Here is a 17,850-nt window from a genome sequence, read left to right as displayed (position 1 = left end):
ATGGTTTGAAATACGTCGGATATAAGTCAATTAATCCAGCCGGTAGCATAGCATTTCAGGCTGGTTTTCTGAGTAAAGAAGTTTAAATATCAGGGGTTAACTGCGGCCCGATAATCAAAAACGGCCTTATTCTGGCAAAAGGCCACAAACTCCTCAATACCCAGTGGCTTACTGAAATAATAGCCCTGCATAAAATTAACGTCGCGTTCTTGCAGAAAATTCACCTGTTCGGCGGTTTCAACGCCTTCCGCCACGGTCAGCATTTTCAGTTTTTTAGACAGCGAGATCACAGCGTCCAGGACGGGAGCGGTCGCCGTATCCTGGCCGATGGTATTGACGAAACCGCGGTCGATCTTGAGGTAATCCAGGGTAAAGCGTTGTAGATAGATTAAGGCGCTGTGGCCGGTACCAAAGTCATCTACTGCGATTTCAACCCCTTGGCGATGTAGCCAATCAAACTCTTCCAAGGCGTTTTGTTCTTCCACCATACCGCGCTCGGTGATTTCAAACACCACGGTGAAATAGTCGGCCGGCAACTTAGCCAGCAGCTCGGTGATATCGTCATGGAACGAAGGCGCATTAAGGTGGGAAGGGGCAAGATTGATGCCCAGTTTTGCTCCCCGTGGCAGAGCTTGCACCAATTGCGGGATATCGGCCACGATCCTACGGAACAGGTGGCGGGTCAGCGCTACGATCAACCCTTCGCTTTCGGCATAGGGGATAAACAGATCGGGTGGAATGCGCCCCTCGGTGGGATGTTGCCAGCGGATCAATGCCTCAAGGCCGGCGATAGTGTTGGTTGCGGAGTGGAACACCGGTTGATATTCAACAAAGATCTCATTGTGTTTGATGCCTCTCATCAGCGCGCGTTCGGGGCTTTGACGCAGTATCTGCATGTAGTAATACAGCACGCCCACCATCAGGGAAAGCACCAGGCTACCCAGCACGGTCAAACGGATATCGTTAGCCGTCAGGGATTGGTGATAGAAGATCATACTCAGTGGATAGCCCGGGACGGCTAGCTGGCTGGCGTGGCTTTTAGGTAATTGCGCTAGTGGCAGCATATTCGAACTGAAGGTGGTTACCGCATGCCCTCCAATCACGATGGCAAATCCGGGAGTATCTCTATCACGTGAACTGAGCAGCAGGTAGGGGGCCAGGGTGAGATCCAGCGTGGCTAATATGCCGGTATTGCCTGGCCCTGGTTGGCGCAGCCACACGGCAATCGCCGGTTTTCCGGGCACCATCGGCGTGCCTTGTTGTAATGCCATATCCAGTGGTTTATGCCAGTCGATCTCGGAATAAATATGGCTCATCCGCAGCATCATGTTACCGGTTGCCGAGGAGCAATAGGCAAAACCGTCTTTTACCAGAACAAAGGTGCGTACGCCGGCGGTAAAAGCGGCACGGTAGGTCAGATCGGACTGGGCCTGTTCGCAGGGTTTACCGGTAAGCGGCATGATTTGTTGCATCATTTCTTGCAGATGATCGAGGTAATTAACGGCAAATTTTTGCGTACGGTTTTCGATTTTATGCTGATATTGCGAGCGTTGATGATTGATCAGAAATAAAGTAACAGAGGTAAACACAATGAAGAAAACGACCGCGACAATAGCGCTTTTAGTCAGGCTACGCCGTGTGTTGGACGCATGGCGTGCAAATGCTCCCTTCAATCCCATTACTCGCCCCCTGAGCGCAGCATAAAAATATTATTGTTATATTGCTGGTGATTAATATATCCCACCGATCCTGCCTGCGTCATTATTCGTTTGGCTCGCACTGAGGCTGTCTGTTTAGACATAGCGTAAATAGCGCGTTACGAAATGGCATGTCACTTGACGATAATAGGCTATTTTTTCAACCGTTGCGTGGTTTATGGCACTGTGATAATCGAAAATAGCGATGCGGGTTTGTTCGGCGCCAGCGTTACAGTGAAAAAAAACGCTGCCCTGGGGCAGCGTTCTCGTCTCGTTTGTTTGGCTTTCAGGACCAGATTCAGATACTACGCCGTTAGCTGGAACTTTTACCCAGTAACCGGCGGCCTTCACGATAACGTTTATCCCAATAGTTATCCGAAAGGCTAGAGATTGTCACACCACTGCTGGTAGAGGCATGAACGAATTTGTCGTTACCCAGATAGATGCCGACGTGGCGGCCAGTAGAACCAGCGCGGAACAGCACTAAATCACCTGGGCGCAGTTTGGCGCGTTGAATTTGCTTGCCCATATCTTCTTGCTCATAGGTTGAGCGGGGCAGAGCCATACCAAACTGTTCGCGGAAGGTACGTTGCACAAACGCCGAGCAATCAATACCGCGCTTGCTTTCACCGCCTAAACGGTAGCGGACGCCTTTCCAGTCAGCATACTGGTCCATAATCTTTGACTTGACGTCAACGTTACGCACCATCGCTTCGAATTCATCCTGAGAGGCTTGCAGTAAAAGACCGTTTTTGTCATTAACTGCATGCATCTCAGTTTGTGATCTATCTAACTTCGAAGTGTTTGTTGAGCTACAGGCGGAGAGCACCAAGGCTGCCGCAATTGCAGGTAATACCCGCAAAAAATATCTCAGAAAAGGTTGAGATTTGACCATTGTAATTGTTTTCCCTTGAAGTCCTTAACGACGCAAGTCGTTATCTGAAAAATACCAAACGAAACGAGACTAGTTGGCACCGGCAGGAAGGACAATCAGTTAGCATCGGAAATGTGCAGGAACGCACAGTTTTCGGATTTTTACTAACGAGCCAAGCTAAACCAGGCACAAACGCATCCGAGAGTACCGGAATGACGTGAGGATTGCGAGCCTTTTTCCGACATTCTTTATATGAAATTGTGATGTAACATAATGTAAATCTTCATATAAAAAATCGCGGTTCGGCGGTTATGTTGGATTGACGTTAATTAATGGGGTAGGCATGTTAACGGTGTGGTTGTTGAGTAAACAAGATGCGACAGGTAAATAACCGAGAGGCGCGGGCCTCCCGGCTATCATAATCTAAAGTTATGGCTGCGTTGGACGATACTTACCGGGTAGTTTGCAGTTCAACCAGTGGATCACAACATCGCTGGCCGGTGTCATCAGCCACCAACTGGTACCGACCATCACCACCGACAGCGAGCCGACGGCAATATCGGTGAACCAATGTGCGCCGATCATGATGCGTGGCAGGCAGAAGACCAGGGTGATCAGCAGCGCGATGGCAAATGCCGTGCGGTTAAAGTAGCGCAGCATAAAGCAGGAGAAAATCATCAGCATCATGCCATGATCGCCAGGGAAGCTGTCGCTGGAGGCGTCTTTGGTGGGGATGCCGGTGAGTTCGCTGACCCGGTTGATATTGTCAAAGGTCAGGGTGGGGCTGGCGTGTTTTACCGGCAGCAGGTGACCAAACTGGTTGAGCACCACCCCCGTTAACAACATCACGACGCCGGTAACGATCAGACGGCGGCGGCCAAAGGCATCCTGCTTGAGGTAGAAGTAAAGGTACAGCAGCCCCATGGCGATGAGCGAAATGACGTCGAATATCCGATTGTTGGTGATCGCCACCATTCTCAGAAACCAGGCATCGCTGGCCAGATGTTGGTTGAAGAAGAAAAAGATTGCTGAGTCAATCTTGAACCAGAACCCGTGATCCGTGGGTAAATACCAGGAAAGAAATAGCACGATGCCCAAGACGTTGAGCATGAGGATGAAGGGTAAATTGCGGCGTGTCATGGCTAACCTGTAAAAAATCAAAAAATAATGCCAACGTTAAAAGCATTAACTTAAACGGATGTTAAACAAGGCCGATTGCAAAGCATTCCAGTTGGCCTCGTCGCTGTGGATCAATTCGATACGGCTGTCGAGCGGAGCTGCGGGGCGCGTCTCGATACTGAGATCCTGCCCTTGGCGGTTGATCAGCAAACTGCCTTCGGCAATGCGAACCACCGCCTTGGCCCGATCAACCGGTGCTAACCTGATCCATTCCATCATGCCGACGGTATCAAAGACGGTTTCCCCATCGAAAATCCAGCCGCAGCTGGTGAATCCTTGACCTTGATTAAGGGCGCGGCGCCAGCGGGAGTTTTCAGGCAAACGCAACGCTGCCAATCCTTGGGTCTTGGCGTGGCTATGATGATGCTGTGCGTCCGGCAATTCTGTGCAATTGGTGCGTGGCCGATCCAACAGCTTGATATCCATGCGCCCTTGCTCGATGGAAAAGACCGGCCGCTGCTGGCCATGCAGCGTTTGCCAGGCTTCCAATGCCTGGACATCTTGCGGCTGCCAGGTATCCATTTTATTGGCGATGATGACGTCGGCTGCGGCCAGCTGATCGCGGAAATTTTCATTTTCGCTATAGCGAGATTCGTTGAGTTGGCGGGGATCAAGCACACAGATCGTTGCCAGCAAATCGATCCATCCGCCATAGGTTTCCTGGGTCAACAGCGCCAGGATCTGCTTAGGGTGACCTAATCCAGTGGGTTCAATCAGTAACCGATCGGGTTTGGCCTGTTGCAGCAACATATTCAACCCTACCTGCATAGGTAGTCCGTTAACGCAACACATGCAGCCACCGGGGATCTCTTTCAATATCGCTCCGCTGTCGGCCAGCAGGGCGCCATCGATACCAATCTCGCCAAACTCGTTGACCAGCACGGCCCAACGCTCATTTTCCGGCTTATTGGCCAACAGGTGTCGAATAGTGGTGGTTTTCCCGCTACCGAGAAAGCCGGTGATCAGATTGGTTTTTGTCATTTGGAAATTCCCGTTAATGATGTTTTCAATTGATTAAAAGTGGGCAATTATTTGCTTTTTTATCGCTATTGGCCAATAGGAGGGGCAGATCACAAATTTAAACATGAAAACCGCCCATTTTTGGCGTTTTTTTTTCGCTAAAAAGTTAGGACTTTTCCCATAAAAAACGTGGCATTAACAAAGTCAATTGTACCGTACCGTATTGTTTCCACGACCTTAATGTACCGATTAGCCATGAAAAAAACCGCCTATCCTTGCGATTATTCCTAAAAAAATAACCTATCTTTAAAGTGGCTTAACAAAAGTGAGGTTGCCATGAATAGCTTACGGTTAATTATGATCGCAGGAGCGTTGTTTTCATGGATGGCAGCAAGTCATGCGGGTTCCACAGGTGGTGTTATCAACTTCGTGGGTGCCATTGTCGAAGGGCCTTGTACGGTAGATGTTAGTAACTCAACGGCGAATACCCAATGCTATCGTAACGGGCATAACTACACAGGCACGCAAAGGCTGGCAAGTTTTGATGCCAGCAGTAAAGAACTTCCGCTGAATATCGGTACCACCGAAATGCGGTGGGTAGATCAGCAGAAAAAACTCGCAATAATGACGGTAATTTATCGTTAAGTCCTCTAGTCATGCCGAGTGGGGCTCGGCATGACTTCCCCAGATCCCGCATGTTGATTCGTTTTCTCCACACCTTTCATAGCCTAACCGACTGACCAGGATTGCGCACGTCAAGCCGTCTTCACCGCAGGCCGTTGCTGGATATCAAATTAAGACTTTTCCGACTTGAAATCTGTATTTTGCAGCAATAAATTATGCGCCGCCAGAGAGGTGGTGTTTCATCTAACTAGATGATAAATAGATAAAACCTCTCTAACTTGCGTTTAATCCAAGAACTTTTTTTCAGGTTTATATTGGTTTAATAACAAGTGAGGTGACCATGAAAAGCTTACGGTTGTTTTTGATCGCAGGAATGTTGTTTTCATGGCTGGCAGCAGGCGTGGCCAATGCAGCTACCGGTGGCGTGATCCACTTCTATGGCGCCATTGTCGAAGGCCCTTGCACGGTGGAAGTCGCTGACTCAACGGCGCAAACGCAATGCCATCGCGATGGGCAAAACTACACCAGCAAACATCAGTTAGCGAGCCTGGAGAGCGGTAGCAAAGAGCTGCCAATGAATCTCGGCAAGAGCGAGATCAAGTGGTTGGATCAGCAGAAAAAACTCGGAATAATGACGCTGGAATACCGTTAATCTAAATTCAAACGTCAAGTGGCCGTCATGCCTGGCAGATTGGCATGGCGGCCGATAGGGATCAATTCAACTGGGTGGTTACCCAATCTTTTACCGTCTGGCGTGCCCCTCGATCGCGCAATGACAGATAGGCCTGTGTGACCTCCGCCACAAACGCACTATCCGCTGGCAACTGCTCGCCAAACACGCTTTTCAACGCCAGCAACGCGGCCACGCGGGGTTCACCGTCCTGTGAGCTGCTAACGGCCTGCTGCAACGTGGCCAGCATTGGGTCGCGGATATCAATCGGTTGCCCGGCGTCATCAATCCCTCCGACATAACGCATCCAGCCCGCTACGCCAAGCGCAAGCCCCGCATGGCTGCCGCCATATTGCCGATGCCAACGGATCGACTCCAGCAGGCGCTGAGGCAACTTTTGCGTGCCATCCATAGCGATCTGCCAAGTGCGGTGTTGCAGTGCCGGGTTGCTGTAACGTTCGATCAACTGCTCCGCGTAGGCGGCCAGATCGATGCCAGCGACCTGCAGCGTTGGAGCCTGCTCGTTCAACATCAAATGGTGCGCGGCGCGGCGATAATTCTCATCCGCCATGCAGTCAACAATGTATTGGTAACCCGCCAGATAGCCGAGGTAGGCCAGGAAGGAGTGGCTGCCGTTGAGCATCCGCAGTTTCATCTGCTCGAACGGCAGAACATCGTCCACCAGTTGCACACCGGCATCCTCCCAGCGTGGGCGGCCAGCAACAAAATTATCTTCCACCACCCATTGAATGAAGGGTTCACAGGCGATAGCGCATTCATCACGCACGCTACCCAGGGCTGTAGCAATTTCATCCAGCGTTTCTGGCGTAGCGGCCGGAACGATGCGATCGACCATGGTGCTGGGGAAGGTGACGTGTTGAGCGATCCACTCGGCCAGCTGTGGATCGCGCGCTTTGGCCAGCCCGGTCACCGCATTGCGCACCACGTGCCCATTCTCTGGAATGTTGTCGCAGGACAGCACGCTAAAGGCAGGTAGATGGCGCTCTCGACGTCGGCGCAGTGCTTCCACCAGGATCCCCGGCACCGTGGTGGGGTGGATCGGATTAGCCAAATCGGCTTTGATCGCGTCGTGTTGCAGGTCCAATTGGTCGCTACCCGGTTCGATGCAGTAGCCTTTCTCCGTTATGGTCATAGAGACTATCGCTACCTGCGGCTCGGCCAGCTTTTCCAGCACGGCGTCGATGCCTTCCAATTTGCGATGTACGCTTTCGTGAACGGCCCCCACCACGATGGCCTGATCGCCCGCCGCGCCCTTTTCCAACACGGTGTAAAGATGATCCTGATCGCGCAGGGTCTGGAAAAGTTTATCTCCGCCGAACAGGCTGATCTCACAAATCCCCCAATCGCCGCCGTTACGGTTGAGTACCCTGTCGGTCAGCAATGCCTGGTGAGCGCGGTGAAAAGCCCCAAAGCCCAGGTGAACAATTCGGCTGCGCAGGCTCTGGCGATCGTACTGGGGCAGTTGTGTCTTGGCGGGCAACGGTGAGTTGGCGATAGTTTTCATTAATGGCTCCATGACGAGAGCAAGGGCAGGTTGATCGCTTGCATAAAGCTATCAGACCAGTTAGCTGCAGGTGTATGCCCGGCTCTCGCGTATCTGTTAACAACCGCCAGTGTAGAGCGGTAGAGAGGTGAATAAAATTGGTCAGTCCAAAATATCCCAGGATCGTGAGTTGGATCAATCAATCGACGTTTCTGTTTTGACAGCATGCCGCTAATCAGTAAGGTTAAAGATGAATGATATCTACTGCAATGTGGTATAACAGGATTGATTTGATTTTGCGATCTACCTCACCACTGATACCGCTTCAACGATGACAGAGCGACTTTTACAAGGATAAATCAATGGAACAAACATGGCGTTGGTATGGGCCGAACGATCCGGTTTCGCTGGATGATGTGCGTCAGGCAGGTGCGACCGGCGTAGTGACCGCGTTACACCATATCCCAAATGGCGAAGTGTGGCCGGTTGAACAGATCAAGGCGCGTCAGGCTCTGTTGGCGGAAAAAGGGCTGGTGTGGTCGGTGGTGGAAAGTATTCCGGTGCATGAGGAAATTAAAACCCACAGCGGCAACTACCAACGTCATATCGCCAACTATCAACAATCGCTGCGCAATCTGGCGGAATGTGGCATTGATACCGTGTGCTACAACTTTATGCCGATCCTCGACTGGACGCGTACCGATCTGGAATACCAACTGCCAGATGGGTCCAAGGCCTTACGCTTTGATCAGATCGCCTTTGCGGCCTTCGATCTGCATATCTTGTGCCGTAGCGGGGCGGAAAAAGATTACACCGACGAAGAGCAAGCCCAGGCACAACGCTATTTCAAGGCGATGAGTACGGCAGATATTGCCAAGCTGACCGGTAACATCATTGCCGGCTTACCTGGGGCGGAAGAGGGATACACGCTCGATCAGTTCCGTGCCCGGCTGGCGGAGTACGATCATATCAATAAGGCGCAACTGCGTGAAAATATGGCCGTCTTCCTGCGCGCTATCGTGCCGGTAGCGGAAGAGGTGGGTGTCAGGTTGGCAGTGCATCCCGATGATCCACCTCGTCCAATCCTTGGCTTGCCACGTATTGTTTCCACCATCGAAGATATGCAGTGGCTGAAAGAGACGGTAGATAGCATCTATAACGGCTTCACCATGTGTACCGGTTCTTACGGCGTGCGCGCGGATAACGATCTGGTGCGGATGATTGAAACCTTTGGCGATCGCATTCACTTTACCCACCTGCGCGCTACCTGCCGCGAGCAAAACCCTAAAACCTTCCATGAAGGGGCGCACTTACAAGGGGATGTGGATATGGTAGCGGTGGTTGAAGCTATTCTGACTGAAGAACAGCGCCGTCATAAAGCGGGTGATCTGCGGCCTATCCCAATGCGACCAGACCATGGTCATCAGATGCTGGACGATCTGAAGAAGAAAACCAATCCGGGCTATTCGGCCATCGGTCGGTTGAAAGGTTTGGCGGAGGTTCGTGGGGTCGAGTTGGCGTTGAAGCGGCGGTTTTTCCCGGAATTACTCTAGCAAAGCAGGGCGCACTCAGGTTGCGCCCCCACCGTTGACTAGTCTGCGCGGCTCATATAGCGGCGTTCTGCAATATGAATGCGGATTTTATCACCGCTGCTCAGGTACTCAGGTACCAGAATGGTCAGGCCGGTCGCCATGGTGGCCGGTTTGTTACGCGCACTGGCAGAAGCCCCTTTGATGCCCGGAGCGGTTTCAACAATTTCCATATCCACGGTCTGCGGCAGTTCCAACGCAAGCACCTGGCCATCCAGCGTCAGTACCTGCATACCCGGCAAGCCCGCTTCAGGGATGAACAGCAGCTCATCTTCGATCTGATCTTTCTTGAAGATATAAGGGGTGTAGTCTTCATCGTCCATGAACACATACTCTTCGCCGTCAATATAGGAGAAGTTTACCTTGCGGCGGGAGAGGCTGATGGTGTCCAGAATATCATCGCCTTTAAAACGCTCTTCTACCTTCAGCCCGGTACGGACGTCGGAGAAGCGCATTTTATACAGCGTGCTGGCACCACGGGCGCTTGGGCTCTGGACATCGATGTCCTTTACCAGCAGCAGTTTGCCGTTGTAATTGATTGCCATACCGCGCTTGATTTCGTTCGCTCTTGCCATTGGAATACCCTGTCAACATAGATTTTAGGAAGTTGCGACAAGTTACTCGCGCCGTGCTTTTCAGGCAAGAGCCGCGCGCAAAAAGAGTGGGGAAAACGGGCGGCCTTAGCCGCCCTTGAGGCTTATTTAAACACCGGCAGCAGATCTAATAGCGTTAGCACGTGAGCCACGGCGTTAATCACCCCAAACAGGATGATGAACAGGATCATGCCTTGGCCGCCGGGAGCGCGGTAGCTGGCCTGTGGGAAACGGCGGCGGCTGGCGCGTGCCATCATGGCAGGAACGATCACAGCCCAAATGGTGGCGGCCAGCCCAGCAAAGCCGATGGCGTACAGGAAACCGTTCGGGAACAGTAACGCGGCCAGGGTTGGTGGCACGAAGGTCACCAGTGCCGATTTGGTGCGGCCTGCCTGGTTATCCTTGAACTTGAAGAAGTCGGCGAGGAAATCAAACAGCCCCAGCGACACCCCCAGGAACGAACTGGCCAACGCCATATAAGAGAAGGCGTTAAGCAGTTGGCCTACCGCATAGCTACTGGAAACGTTACCCATCTGCTTGAGCAGGCTGCCGATGTTGCCCCCTTCGGCGATCACCTGCTTGAAGGCATCACGGGCGATATTGCCCTGGATCACATACTGCCACAGGATATAGATCGCCAGCGCCAGTAAGGTACCGTATACCAGGCTGCGCACCACGGCACCGCTGTCTTTCTGATAATACTTCACCAGGCCGGGTACGTTGCCGTGGTAGCCGAACGAGGTCAGCAGGTAAGGCAATGCCGCCAGCGCATAGGGCAGGTAGTTGGCGTCGCTGCCACCCTGGTTGAACAACACGGCAGGCTGCACGTGGGTGAACATATCACCGACGGACAACACAAAGGTGATCACCATACCGCCGATCAGAATGGTGCTCAGGCGATCCACGGCACGGGTGGATAACCAGACGATAAAGGCCACGACGATGGCAAACACCAATCCAGACAAGGTTTGGTTGGACCCAAAGACACCTTCCAGCGTATGGGCGATGATCGAGCCGCCCGCCGAGATATAGGCATAGGTCAGAATATAGAGTACGAAGGTGATCGACAGGCCGTTAAGGGTATTCCAGCCTTTACCGAGCAGATCTTTGACCACGGTGTGGAAGCTGGCGCCCGCCGGATAATTCATGGTGGCTTCCAGGATCATCAGTCCGGAGATCAGCATACAGAACCAGGTATAAATCAGCAGCGCCACGGAGCCGCTGAACCACACGCCAGAAGTTACGATAGGAATAGAGAACATACCTGCACCTACGGCGGTACCGGCAATGATCATCGCGCCACCGAGTACGGAAGGGCGGGAAAGCTTCTGGATGGTGTCCGCAGACATTATTGCTCCTGATTGGCCGTTGGCCTTGAGTTCTTTTGTACTAGCTCAATGGTACGTGCGCGATGTGTGCATGTAAAGCGGATATTTGGGGGGGTTGGTGCATTCTTCAGCGCTTAGGGCGTTATTTTGGTGGTTTTGCCCTTCACCCCAGCCCTCTCCCACAGGGCGAGGGGGCTACAATGGCGTTGTGCTCAGGGGCAGAAGTCTGTCTGTGGCAGGTTCAACATTCCGATATGCAAGATGGCGTTATTGCACCTCCGAGCTCGATTCACGCTTTACCCCTATCCCGAAGAGAGAGGAATTGGTACGGCGTTTTGTTCAGGTGCGGGAGTCAGCTTGTGGCATGTTAAAATTTGCCCTATGCAAGATGGAGCTTTTGCGGTGCCGAGGCCAGTTGCTGACGTTAACTTGTGGCACATTCAGTCCCCTCTCCCTGTGGGAGAGGGTTAGGGTGAGGGGCATCACTTTACGTATTGTGATGTATTTCTTTGTCTAATTGGCGGGTATAGCGGGAAATGCCAATCATCGACAAAGTGATAAATCTTTCACATAAGTCGTTGGTGACATCCAAGAGATTTTATCGCACGTGAAATAGCCATCATGTTTAAGTTTGTAGTTTACATACAACGAGACCGGTAAACTAAAAAGTATTGATGCCAACGCTAATCTAGTTAAGTTTGTAATAATAATCATATTATGCTTAGGCAATCGGTTAAAAATAAAGAAAAAAACAGAACCAGATAAGGCATAGAGTATCAGAGGTGAGCCAAAGAAGCACATAAATATAGAGGCTGAAAAAGTTATTTCATCCTTCATTAATATCAATGAAGTGGCGTAACTGTAAATCATTAAAGTTCCACCAGTGAATATAATTAGCAGTACTGTTGCCCCTAATACTTTCCAGCATCTATTTTTCACAAGACTATCCTTATCTTATGGTAGGTTTCACTGGCAAAGTGATCGGTTGGTGACATAAGTTGTGGGTGATTGCCATGATATCCTGTCACATGTTAAATAACCGGTATGCTTTAGTTTATAATCAACATATAAAGCAATGGGTAAGCTGATAACAAATGAGGTAAACATTAGATAAACCAAATATCGAGTGATTCCTTTGTCGTATTTTGGGCGCTTATTGAAAATAAAAAAATATACACCGCTAAGCATGGCATATATTAGTAGTGGGCTGGAAAGGAAAGCTATAAGAACAGATGCGGAGAAAGTTATTTCATCCTCCATGAATACCAACGCTAAAACATACTGCCAGACTAATAATGTCACAAGTGAAAACACAATTAAGAGTGTTGTTGCCAGTAATATTTTAACGTATTTATTATTCACATCCGTTTACTCAATCCATTGTTCGTTCTGCGCTGCCATGCTCCATTAAGGTTAGATTCTAGCACTATTGGTAAGCATTGTGAATGAGTATAACTTAATGCGGCGTTCTGCTATTGTCTCAACCACATAATCAGCCCCCATAGGATCGCAGATGGACTGCCGTGCCGACTGTGGTGCCTGCTGTATCGCACCTTCGATTTCCAGCCCGATCCCTGGTATGCCCAACGGCAAACCGGCCAATACCCGTTGCATCCATCTGGACCAGCAACTGCGCTGTGGAATATTTCATTCGCCGCTGCGGCCCAAAGTCTGCGGTAGTCTGCAGGCCAGCCGTGAAATGTGCCACGACCGCCGTGATGAGGCGCTGATCTATCTTGCCAAGTTGGAGGCGGATACTGCCCCTTGAGTGTCCTTCAGTCGCCACATACATAGCACTGCACCCAGCACCATCGCCAACGCAAAGTAAAATACCGCGTGATAACTCCACATTTCAGCCACGACTCCGGCGATCGAACCGGCAATAATCCAACCAACGCGGGTGGTATTGGTAAACAGCGTGGTGGCTGCCCCGGCTTGGCCGGGCATCAAATCCTGGAAATAGAGCATACCAATTCCCGCTAACACCCCAATAAACAGCGCGTTCAGCAGTTGCAGGGCGATCAGTTGCCAAGTACCGGTTATAAACAGTAGCCCGGCATAAAACAGCACCCCGGCAATCACCGCGCAGCGCATCAGGAAGCGCTTGCCAAAGCGTTGGGCCACCATGCCAGCGAGTAACATGGTCGGGATTTCCAGCCCGGCAGCGGTGCCCATCAATATTCCCGCCAATTTTTCCGGTAATTGTAATTCTTGCACCATATACAGCGGCATATTGATCAAATACATGCTGTTGGCCGTCCACATTAGCGTGCAGGCCATAAACAGCAATAACGTATCACGGCGGTTCTGCCGTGGTGCTTCCAGCGTAGCTCCGCCGGTGCTTTGCACTTTTGGCATGGAGGGCAACATCTTCCATACCAACGCTCCACAGAGAATAAAGGCAGCGGCGGCGGCCAGATACATCACCTTAAAACCAAACCCCAAGGCCAGCGCAAAGGCGATCGGCGGGCCAATCACCCAGGCCAGCGAAACCTGAGCACGCAGGATAGAACTGAACATCACCGTTCCCCGGCCGGTGTGCTCGGCATGTTCCCGTGCCAGGGCAAACATTTGTGGGTTGGCGGTCGAGCCAAAGCTGCTCAGTAGCACGCCGACGAACAGCAGCAGGTAATAGTTACGGTTCCAGGCGAACAGCGCACAAGCCAAGGCACCTAACATACAGCAGAGAAAGATCAGTGATTTGCGATCGCCCCTCTTGTCTGAGCGGCTGGCCAGAAACTGGCTGACCAAAATGCCGATCACCGCGCTGCCGGTAAAGAACAGCCCGACCATCGTTGGCCGTACGTTCACTTCGGTGGAGAGGAACAGACTCAGCGTGGGCGTCTGTAGGGCACCAGCAATCCCGGTGAGAAAGGCCACGACCAGAAATGCCAACGAAGTTAAATCGGGCAAACGTCGTGTCGCCGCAGTTGAAGTACGCATAAGCTGAATGACTAGCCAAAGAGAAGGGAGACGCGCGCATGATACGCTCGTTTAAAAAAAACAAAAACCGGTTTCAATCAAGGAAAGGGTAAATAGAGTGTATCTGTCGGCAGGAAAAGAGCAGGGCGATGTCACCATCACCCTGCGCTGGTGGCTAGCGGTTATGCGCCAGCAGGAACGTCGTGCGCGGTATTCTTCAGCACTTCGCCCTGATATTTCTCAATTTCCAACTGTGCCATCTGGCCACAGTTGCCCTGTGCCAGGTTGGATGAGCCAATATCGAAAGTCAGGCAGTTGACGTTGCCGTTCTTACAGATCGACCCCGGCGTTGACGGATCGGCCGGATCGTACCAGGCACCTTCGCTGATCCGCACCGCACCTGGGCGCACATCTTCACTGACAATAGCGCCAACCAGGATCTGCCCACGGTCGTTAAACGCCCGCACCAGGTCGCCGTTGGTGATGTTGCGCGACTTGGCATCCTCTGGATGGATCAAGATCGCTTCACGGTCGGCCACCGCATACTTCTTACGCAGCGGCGTGTTGTCGAGCTGTGAGTGCAGGCGGTTGGTCGGGTGCGCGGTATTCAGTGACAGCGGGTATTTGGCTGCCTCTGGGCCACGGTACCATTCATGCGGCGGCATCCAGGTAGGAATACCTTTGCAATCCAGATACTCCATCTTCGAGATGGCATCGGAATAGATCTCAATCTTGCCGGACGGAGTCCCCAACGGATTAAGCAGCGGGTTTTCACGGTAATCGGCGAAACGTACCCACTGTTTGTTTTCCTGCGGGATCGGGAAACGAATGTAGTTGTTCGACTCCCAGAACATGTCAAACGGCGGCAGGGCAACGCGGGCGGCGCGGGCCTGCAACTTCATGTCGTCGTACATGCCTTTCAGCCACTGGGTTTCGTCTTTGCCTTCGGTAAAGGCATCCAGCACGCCAAGCTTGGCGGCCAGAGCGGCGAAGATATCGAAGTCGTTGCGTGACTCATGCTGCGGCGGTACGCACTGATGCATCGGGAAGACGTACAGCTGTGAGTAGTCGCCGCCCATCTCCAGATCGTTACGCTCATAGCTGGTGGTTGCAGGTAGCACGATATCCGCATGCTTGGCGGTGGCCGTCCAATACGGTTCGTTAACCACGATGGTTTCTGGCCGCTGCCAGGCTTTGACCAGATTGTTGGTGTCCTGATGCTGGTGGAAGGTATTACCACCGGCCACGTACACCATCTTCACGTCTGGGTAGGTGACATCGGTCCCATTGAAGTGAATGGTCTTGCCTGGATTGGTCAGGCACTCGGCGATACGAGCCACCGGGATTGGCGTTGGTGAATTCTTCGGTGCATTCCCCGCAGAGATACCGGAGAGGATGCCGCCTTTAGCCGTTGGGCTACCACCGGAAGAGTAGTGATAGCTGAAGCCAAAGCCACCGCCTGGCAGGCCGATCTGGCCAAGCATGGCCGCCACGGTCACCAGCAACCAGTGCTGCTGCTCACCGTGATGCTGACGCTGGATCCCCCAGCCGCCCATGATCATGGTGCGCTGTTTCGCCATATCGCGCGCCAACTGGCGCAACACTTCGGCATCGACGCCGCTGATATCGGCTGCCCACTCGGCAGTTTTCGGCGTACCGTCGGTTTCACCCAGCAGATAGGCCTGGAACTTGTCGAAGCCTACGGTGTAGGTTTTCAGGAAGTCCGGGTTATGCAGCTTTTCGGTCAACAGGGTGTGGGCGATACCGATCAGCATCGCGCTGTCGGTGTACGGACGCGGAGCGATCCACTGTGCGCCGACATATTTGGCACTGTCACTGTGCACCGGATCGATGCTGATGATGCGGGTGCCTTTCTTCTTCAGCGCCTCAAAGCCGGTCTGGCCGACGTGGTCTGGCACGTTCCAGCTGTTTTTCAGCGTAACCATCGGGTTACAGCCCCACAGGATCACCAGTTGGCTATTGTCGATGACGTTTGGCCAGGCGGTTTGCTGTTCGTAAACCTCCATTGACCCCATCACGTGCGACATGATCACCTGTGCAGCACCGGTAGAATAGTCACCGGCATAGCCAAGGAAGCCACCGCTCAGGTTCATCAGGCGTTGCAGCAGGGTACGGCTGTTGTGCAGCATGCCCACGCTTTTCCAGCCGTAAGAACCGGCATAAATTGACTGCGGGCCGTGATCTTTTTGCAAACGGACGATTTCGTTACCGACCAGATCGATCGCTTTTTCCCAGCTGACGCGCACCCATTCATCGTTGCCGCGCAGTTCGGTACGGCTGCCAGGGCCGCCTTCCAACCAGCTTTTACGTACCATTGGGTACTTGATACGGTTTTCCGCATGGACCTGGTGGGGAGCCATGGTGATCAGATCGTTCGGGTAAGGATCGTCTTTGACCGGCAACACGCCGACCATTTTTCCGTCTTGCACGATGGCTTCAAATGCGCCCCAGTGCGCGCCGGTCAGAATGCCTTTTTGTGCCTGGCGTAAGGCCACAAACTGTGGCAATGCCTGGCTGATGGCTTCCGCCAATGCTGATTTAGGCCACAGACCCGCAAATAGAGGCACGGCGGCCAGGGCGCTGGCACCGGTCAGGAAACGACGGCGGCTCATGGCCAATGGTTGTTGTTGGTACTTGCTCATTTCGCTTCTCCCTTAACTTTTGGCCGGTGTGGCAGGTTGCATATCGCTGGCATGTTTCTGAACGTACTGCGTCAGAACGCGCAGTTGTTCTTGCGACAGCGAGGTGCGAGGAGCCATACCTTTAATCACGCCGATCCACTGGTTGGCGTTGAAGCGATCAAGGGCGGTCAGGCCGTGGCAGCCGGTACAGTTAGCGGACATCATATCGGCAGTGTAACGCCAGATTTTCTGCTCATCGTCGATCAGTTGTTTACGTGGCAACCAGACCTGCAGTGAAACCTGATGCCAGACCAGGCCGGTTTCGGCATCGGTCATGGTACTGCCGGTTTTCAGCAGTTTGCGCGCATCTTCGCCCAGCAGGACGCTGAGGATACGTTTACCTTGCGCGGCGTAGAATACTTCGCTGACGCCATCCTGTTGCCAGCCGCTGACATCTACCAGCACCTTGTCACCTTCCTGTTTCACAACGTGAACTTCGGTTGAAGGCATCAGGTTACCGGCATTATGCGTATCGTCGGCTTTCAGGAAGAACGGTTCGGTGGCGATGGTGAACAGCGTGGTTGCTGTTGGAGAGGTTTCCGCCGCGGCTTTCGCCAGTTCGGCAGCGCCCGCCTGTGCAGCACCGCTCATATCCGGCAGGATATGCGCAACGCCCTTATGGCAGTCGATACAGGTTTCGCCTTGCTTGATGGCCACCGGGTGCTGAATACGGGCTTCAGGACGTTGGGCGGTGATATCCATGGCATCGAAGCTATGGCAAGAACGGCAGGTGGCCGAATCGTTTTCTTTCAGCGTTTTCCATACCGATTGTGCCATGGCCAGCTTATGGGCTTCGTATTTTTCCGGGGTGTCGATTTTGCCGGTCATTTCGCCGTAAATGTCTTTCACCGCGCGGATCTTGGTCCACAGGTAATCGAGCGGCTCATGAGGGACGTGGCAATCGGCACATTCAGCGCGGATCCCCTTGGCGTTCTGGAAGTGGACACTGCCTTGATATTCGGCCAGAGGTTGTTGCATGGTGTGGCAGGAGACACAGAAGGCGGTATCGCTGGTTTTATGGAAGACCGTTGCGGTCCCTGCCAGCAGTGCGGCGCCGAGAATAATCCCGATCACCAAAATCCAAAGCCATCCCCACCGGCGTCGCTTTTCAAAGCCAGCTTGTTTTTTGCTCATATTGAACCCACTTATAGTTATGAAATACCAAGGAAAAACTTGCCAAAAAGGTTTCGACACCAGGTCAAAAACAC

Annotated in this window: 16 protein-coding genes; 4 read left to right on the top strand and 12 right to left on the bottom strand. The window is 52.5% G+C overall.

Annotated features, from left to right (window positions below; translation table 11 throughout):
• Positions 1-89: 89 nt before the first annotated feature.
• The 4 genes from D9980_RS11150 to D9980_RS11135 all read right to left on the bottom strand — a co-directional run bounded on the left by D9980_RS11150 (position 90) and on the right by D9980_RS11135 (position 4,731).
• Positions 90-1,679, bottom strand: coding sequence for a cyclic di-GMP phosphodiesterase (locus D9980_RS11150; RefSeq protein WP_121607325.1), 1,590 nt, complete (start codon positions 1,677-1,679; stop codon positions 90-92).
• Between the two features lie 331 nt (positions 1,680-2,010).
• Positions 2,011-2,592, bottom strand: coding sequence for a bifunctional murein DD-endopeptidase/murein LD-carboxypeptidase (gene mepS, locus D9980_RS11145; RefSeq protein ID WP_121607324.1), 582 nt, complete (start codon positions 2,590-2,592; stop codon positions 2,011-2,013).
• A 408-nt stretch (positions 2,593-3,000) separates the two neighbouring features.
• Positions 3,001-3,711: a phosphatase PAP2 family protein gene (locus tag D9980_RS11140; protein WP_024484957.1), complete on the bottom strand. Its 711-nt coding sequence runs from the start codon at positions 3,709-3,711 to the stop codon at positions 3,001-3,003.
• 45 nt (positions 3,712-3,756) lie between these two features.
• The gene (locus D9980_RS11135; RefSeq protein WP_121607323.1) at positions 3,757-4,731 is read right to left on the bottom strand and encodes a GTP-binding protein; all 975 of its coding nucleotides are present in this window, start codon (positions 4,729-4,731) and stop codon (positions 3,757-3,759) included.
• A gap of 315 nt (positions 4,732-5,046) precedes the next feature.
• On the opposite strand from D9980_RS11135, the gene D9980_RS11130 reads away from it, so the two are divergent.
• The gene (locus tag D9980_RS11130; protein WP_024528050.1) at positions 5,047-5,355 is read left to right on the top strand and encodes a type 1 fimbrial protein; all 309 of its coding nucleotides are present in this window, start codon (positions 5,047-5,049) and stop codon (positions 5,353-5,355) included.
• A 319-nt stretch (positions 5,356-5,674) separates the two neighbouring features.
• Positions 5,675-5,986, top strand: coding sequence for a type 1 fimbrial protein (locus tag D9980_RS11125; protein WP_121607322.1), 312 nt, complete (start codon positions 5,675-5,677; stop codon positions 5,984-5,986).
• A 61-nt stretch (positions 5,987-6,047) separates the two neighbouring features.
• Here D9980_RS11125 and D9980_RS11120 read toward each other — a convergent pair whose 3' ends face one another.
• Positions 6,048-7,529: a mannitol dehydrogenase family protein gene (locus tag D9980_RS11120; RefSeq protein WP_121607321.1), complete on the bottom strand. Its 1,482-nt coding sequence runs from the start codon at positions 7,527-7,529 to the stop codon at positions 6,048-6,050.
• Positions 7,530-7,870: 341 nt separating this feature from the next.
• Between D9980_RS11120 and uxuA the strand changes: the two genes are divergently transcribed.
• A complete protein-coding gene (gene uxuA / locus D9980_RS11115; protein WP_024484962.1) occupies positions 7,871-9,061 on the top strand; it encodes a mannonate dehydratase in 1,191 nt (396 codons plus the stop codon).
• Positions 9,062-9,099: 38 nt separating this feature from the next.
• On the opposite strand, the gene yeiP is transcribed toward uxuA, so the two are convergent.
• From yeiP to D9980_RS11095, 4 genes are all read right to left on the bottom strand, one after another.
• The gene (gene yeiP / locus D9980_RS11110) at positions 9,100-9,672 is read right to left on the bottom strand and encodes an elongation factor P-like protein YeiP (protein WP_021805861.1); all 573 of its coding nucleotides are present in this window, start codon (positions 9,670-9,672) and stop codon (positions 9,100-9,102) included.
• Between the two features lie 122 nt (positions 9,673-9,794).
• Positions 9,795-11,039, bottom strand: coding sequence for a tryptophan permease (gene mtr / locus D9980_RS11105; RefSeq protein ID WP_024484963.1), 1,245 nt, complete (start codon positions 11,037-11,039; stop codon positions 9,795-9,797).
• Between the two features lie 522 nt (positions 11,040-11,561).
• Positions 11,562-11,819: a DUF1240 domain-containing protein gene (locus tag D9980_RS11100; protein ID WP_370454338.1), complete on the bottom strand. Its 258-nt coding sequence runs from the start codon at positions 11,817-11,819 to the stop codon at positions 11,562-11,564.
• Between the two features lie 165 nt (positions 11,820-11,984).
• A complete protein-coding gene (locus tag D9980_RS11095) occupies positions 11,985-12,278 on the bottom strand; it encodes a DUF1240 domain-containing protein (RefSeq protein WP_238393726.1) in 294 nt (97 codons plus the stop codon).
• A 253-nt stretch (positions 12,279-12,531) separates the two neighbouring features.
• Between D9980_RS11095 and D9980_RS11090 the strand changes: the two genes are divergently transcribed.
• Entirely contained in the window at positions 12,532-12,786 is a 255-nt protein-coding gene (locus D9980_RS11090; RefSeq protein WP_024484966.1) for a YkgJ family cysteine cluster protein, read from the top strand.
• Here the strand turns inward: D9980_RS11090 and D9980_RS11085 are convergent.
• The 3 genes from D9980_RS11085 to D9980_RS11075 all read right to left on the bottom strand — a co-directional run bounded on the left by D9980_RS11085 (position 12,750) and on the right by D9980_RS11075 (position 17,776).
• Positions 12,750-13,961: a sugar efflux transporter gene (locus D9980_RS11085; protein WP_024484967.1), complete on the bottom strand. Its 1,212-nt coding sequence runs from the start codon at positions 13,959-13,961 to the stop codon at positions 12,750-12,752. The two genes, D9980_RS11090 and D9980_RS11085, sit on opposite strands and share 37 nt — an antisense overlap.
• 161 nt (positions 13,962-14,122) lie before the next feature.
• Positions 14,123-16,603: a trimethylamine-N-oxide reductase TorA gene (gene torA, locus D9980_RS11080; RefSeq protein WP_024484968.1), complete on the bottom strand. Its 2,481-nt coding sequence runs from the start codon at positions 16,601-16,603 to the stop codon at positions 14,123-14,125.
• Between the two features lie 12 nt (positions 16,604-16,615).
• Positions 16,616-17,776 carry a NapC/NirT family cytochrome c gene (locus tag D9980_RS11075; protein WP_121607318.1) on the bottom strand — a complete coding sequence of 387 codons (1,161 nt, stop codon included), beginning with the start codon at positions 17,774-17,776 and terminating at the stop codon, positions 16,616-16,618.
• Positions 17,777-17,850 lie beyond the last annotated feature (74 nt).

The sequence above is a fragment of the Serratia sp. 3ACOL1 genome (genome assembly GCF_003668775.1).
Classification (GTDB): Bacteria; Pseudomonadota; Gammaproteobacteria; order Enterobacterales; family Enterobacteriaceae; genus Chania; species Chania fonticola.
Note: the sequence above shows the minus strand (reverse complement) of the source record. Positions and strands in the feature narration are given on the sequence as shown.

What these genes read in the sequence shown, in the direction of transcription:
- D9980_RS11150 (WP_121607325.1), bottom strand. Translation starts at nt 1,679, where the DNA reads ATGGGATTGAAGGGAGCATTTGCACGCCATGCGTCCAACACACGGCGT.
- mepS (WP_121607324.1), bottom strand. Translation starts at nt 2,592, where the DNA reads ATGGTCAAATCTCAACCTTTTCTGAGATATTTTTTGCGGGTATTACCT.
- D9980_RS11140 (WP_024484957.1), bottom strand. Translation starts at nt 3,711, where the DNA reads ATGACACGCCGCAATTTACCCTTCATCCTCATGCTCAACGTCTTGGGC.
- D9980_RS11135 (WP_121607323.1), bottom strand. Translation starts at nt 4,731, where the DNA reads ATGACAAAAACCAATCTGATCACCGGCTTTCTCGGTAGCGGGAAAACC.
- D9980_RS11130 (WP_024528050.1), top strand. Translation starts at nt 5,047, where the DNA reads ATGAATAGCTTACGGTTAATTATGATCGCAGGAGCGTTGTTTTCATGG.
- D9980_RS11125 (WP_121607322.1), top strand. Translation starts at nt 5,675, where the DNA reads ATGAAAAGCTTACGGTTGTTTTTGATCGCAGGAATGTTGTTTTCATGG.
- D9980_RS11120 (WP_121607321.1), bottom strand. Translation starts at nt 7,529, where the DNA reads ATGAAAACTATCGCCAACTCACCGTTGCCCGCCAAGACACAACTGCCC.
- uxuA (WP_024484962.1), top strand. Translation starts at nt 7,871, where the DNA reads ATGGAACAAACATGGCGTTGGTATGGGCCGAACGATCCGGTTTCGCTG.
- yeiP (WP_021805861.1), bottom strand. Translation starts at nt 9,672, where the DNA reads ATGGCAAGAGCGAACGAAATCAAGCGCGGTATGGCAATCAATTACAAC.
- mtr (WP_024484963.1), bottom strand. Translation starts at nt 11,039, where the DNA reads ATGTCTGCGGACACCATCCAGAAGCTTTCCCGCCCTTCCGTACTCGGT.
- D9980_RS11100 (WP_370454338.1), bottom strand. Translation starts at nt 11,819, where the DNA reads ATGTGCTTCTTTGGCTCACCTCTGATACTCTATGCCTTATCTGGTTCT.
- D9980_RS11095 (WP_238393726.1), bottom strand. Translation starts at nt 12,278, where the DNA reads ATGGAGGATGAAATAACTTTCTCCGCATCTGTTCTTATAGCTTTCCTT.
- D9980_RS11090 (WP_024484966.1), top strand. Translation starts at nt 12,532, where the DNA reads ATGGACTGCCGTGCCGACTGTGGTGCCTGCTGTATCGCACCTTCGATT.
- D9980_RS11085 (WP_024484967.1), bottom strand. Translation starts at nt 13,961, where the DNA reads ATGCGTACTTCAACTGCGGCGACACGACGTTTGCCCGATTTAACTTCG.
- torA (WP_024484968.1), bottom strand. Translation starts at nt 16,603, where the DNA reads ATGAGCAAGTACCAACAACAACCATTGGCCATGAGCCGCCGTCGTTTC.
- D9980_RS11075 (WP_121607318.1), bottom strand. Translation starts at nt 17,776, where the DNA reads ATGAGCAAAAAACAAGCTGGCTTTGAAAAGCGACGCCGGTGGGGATGG.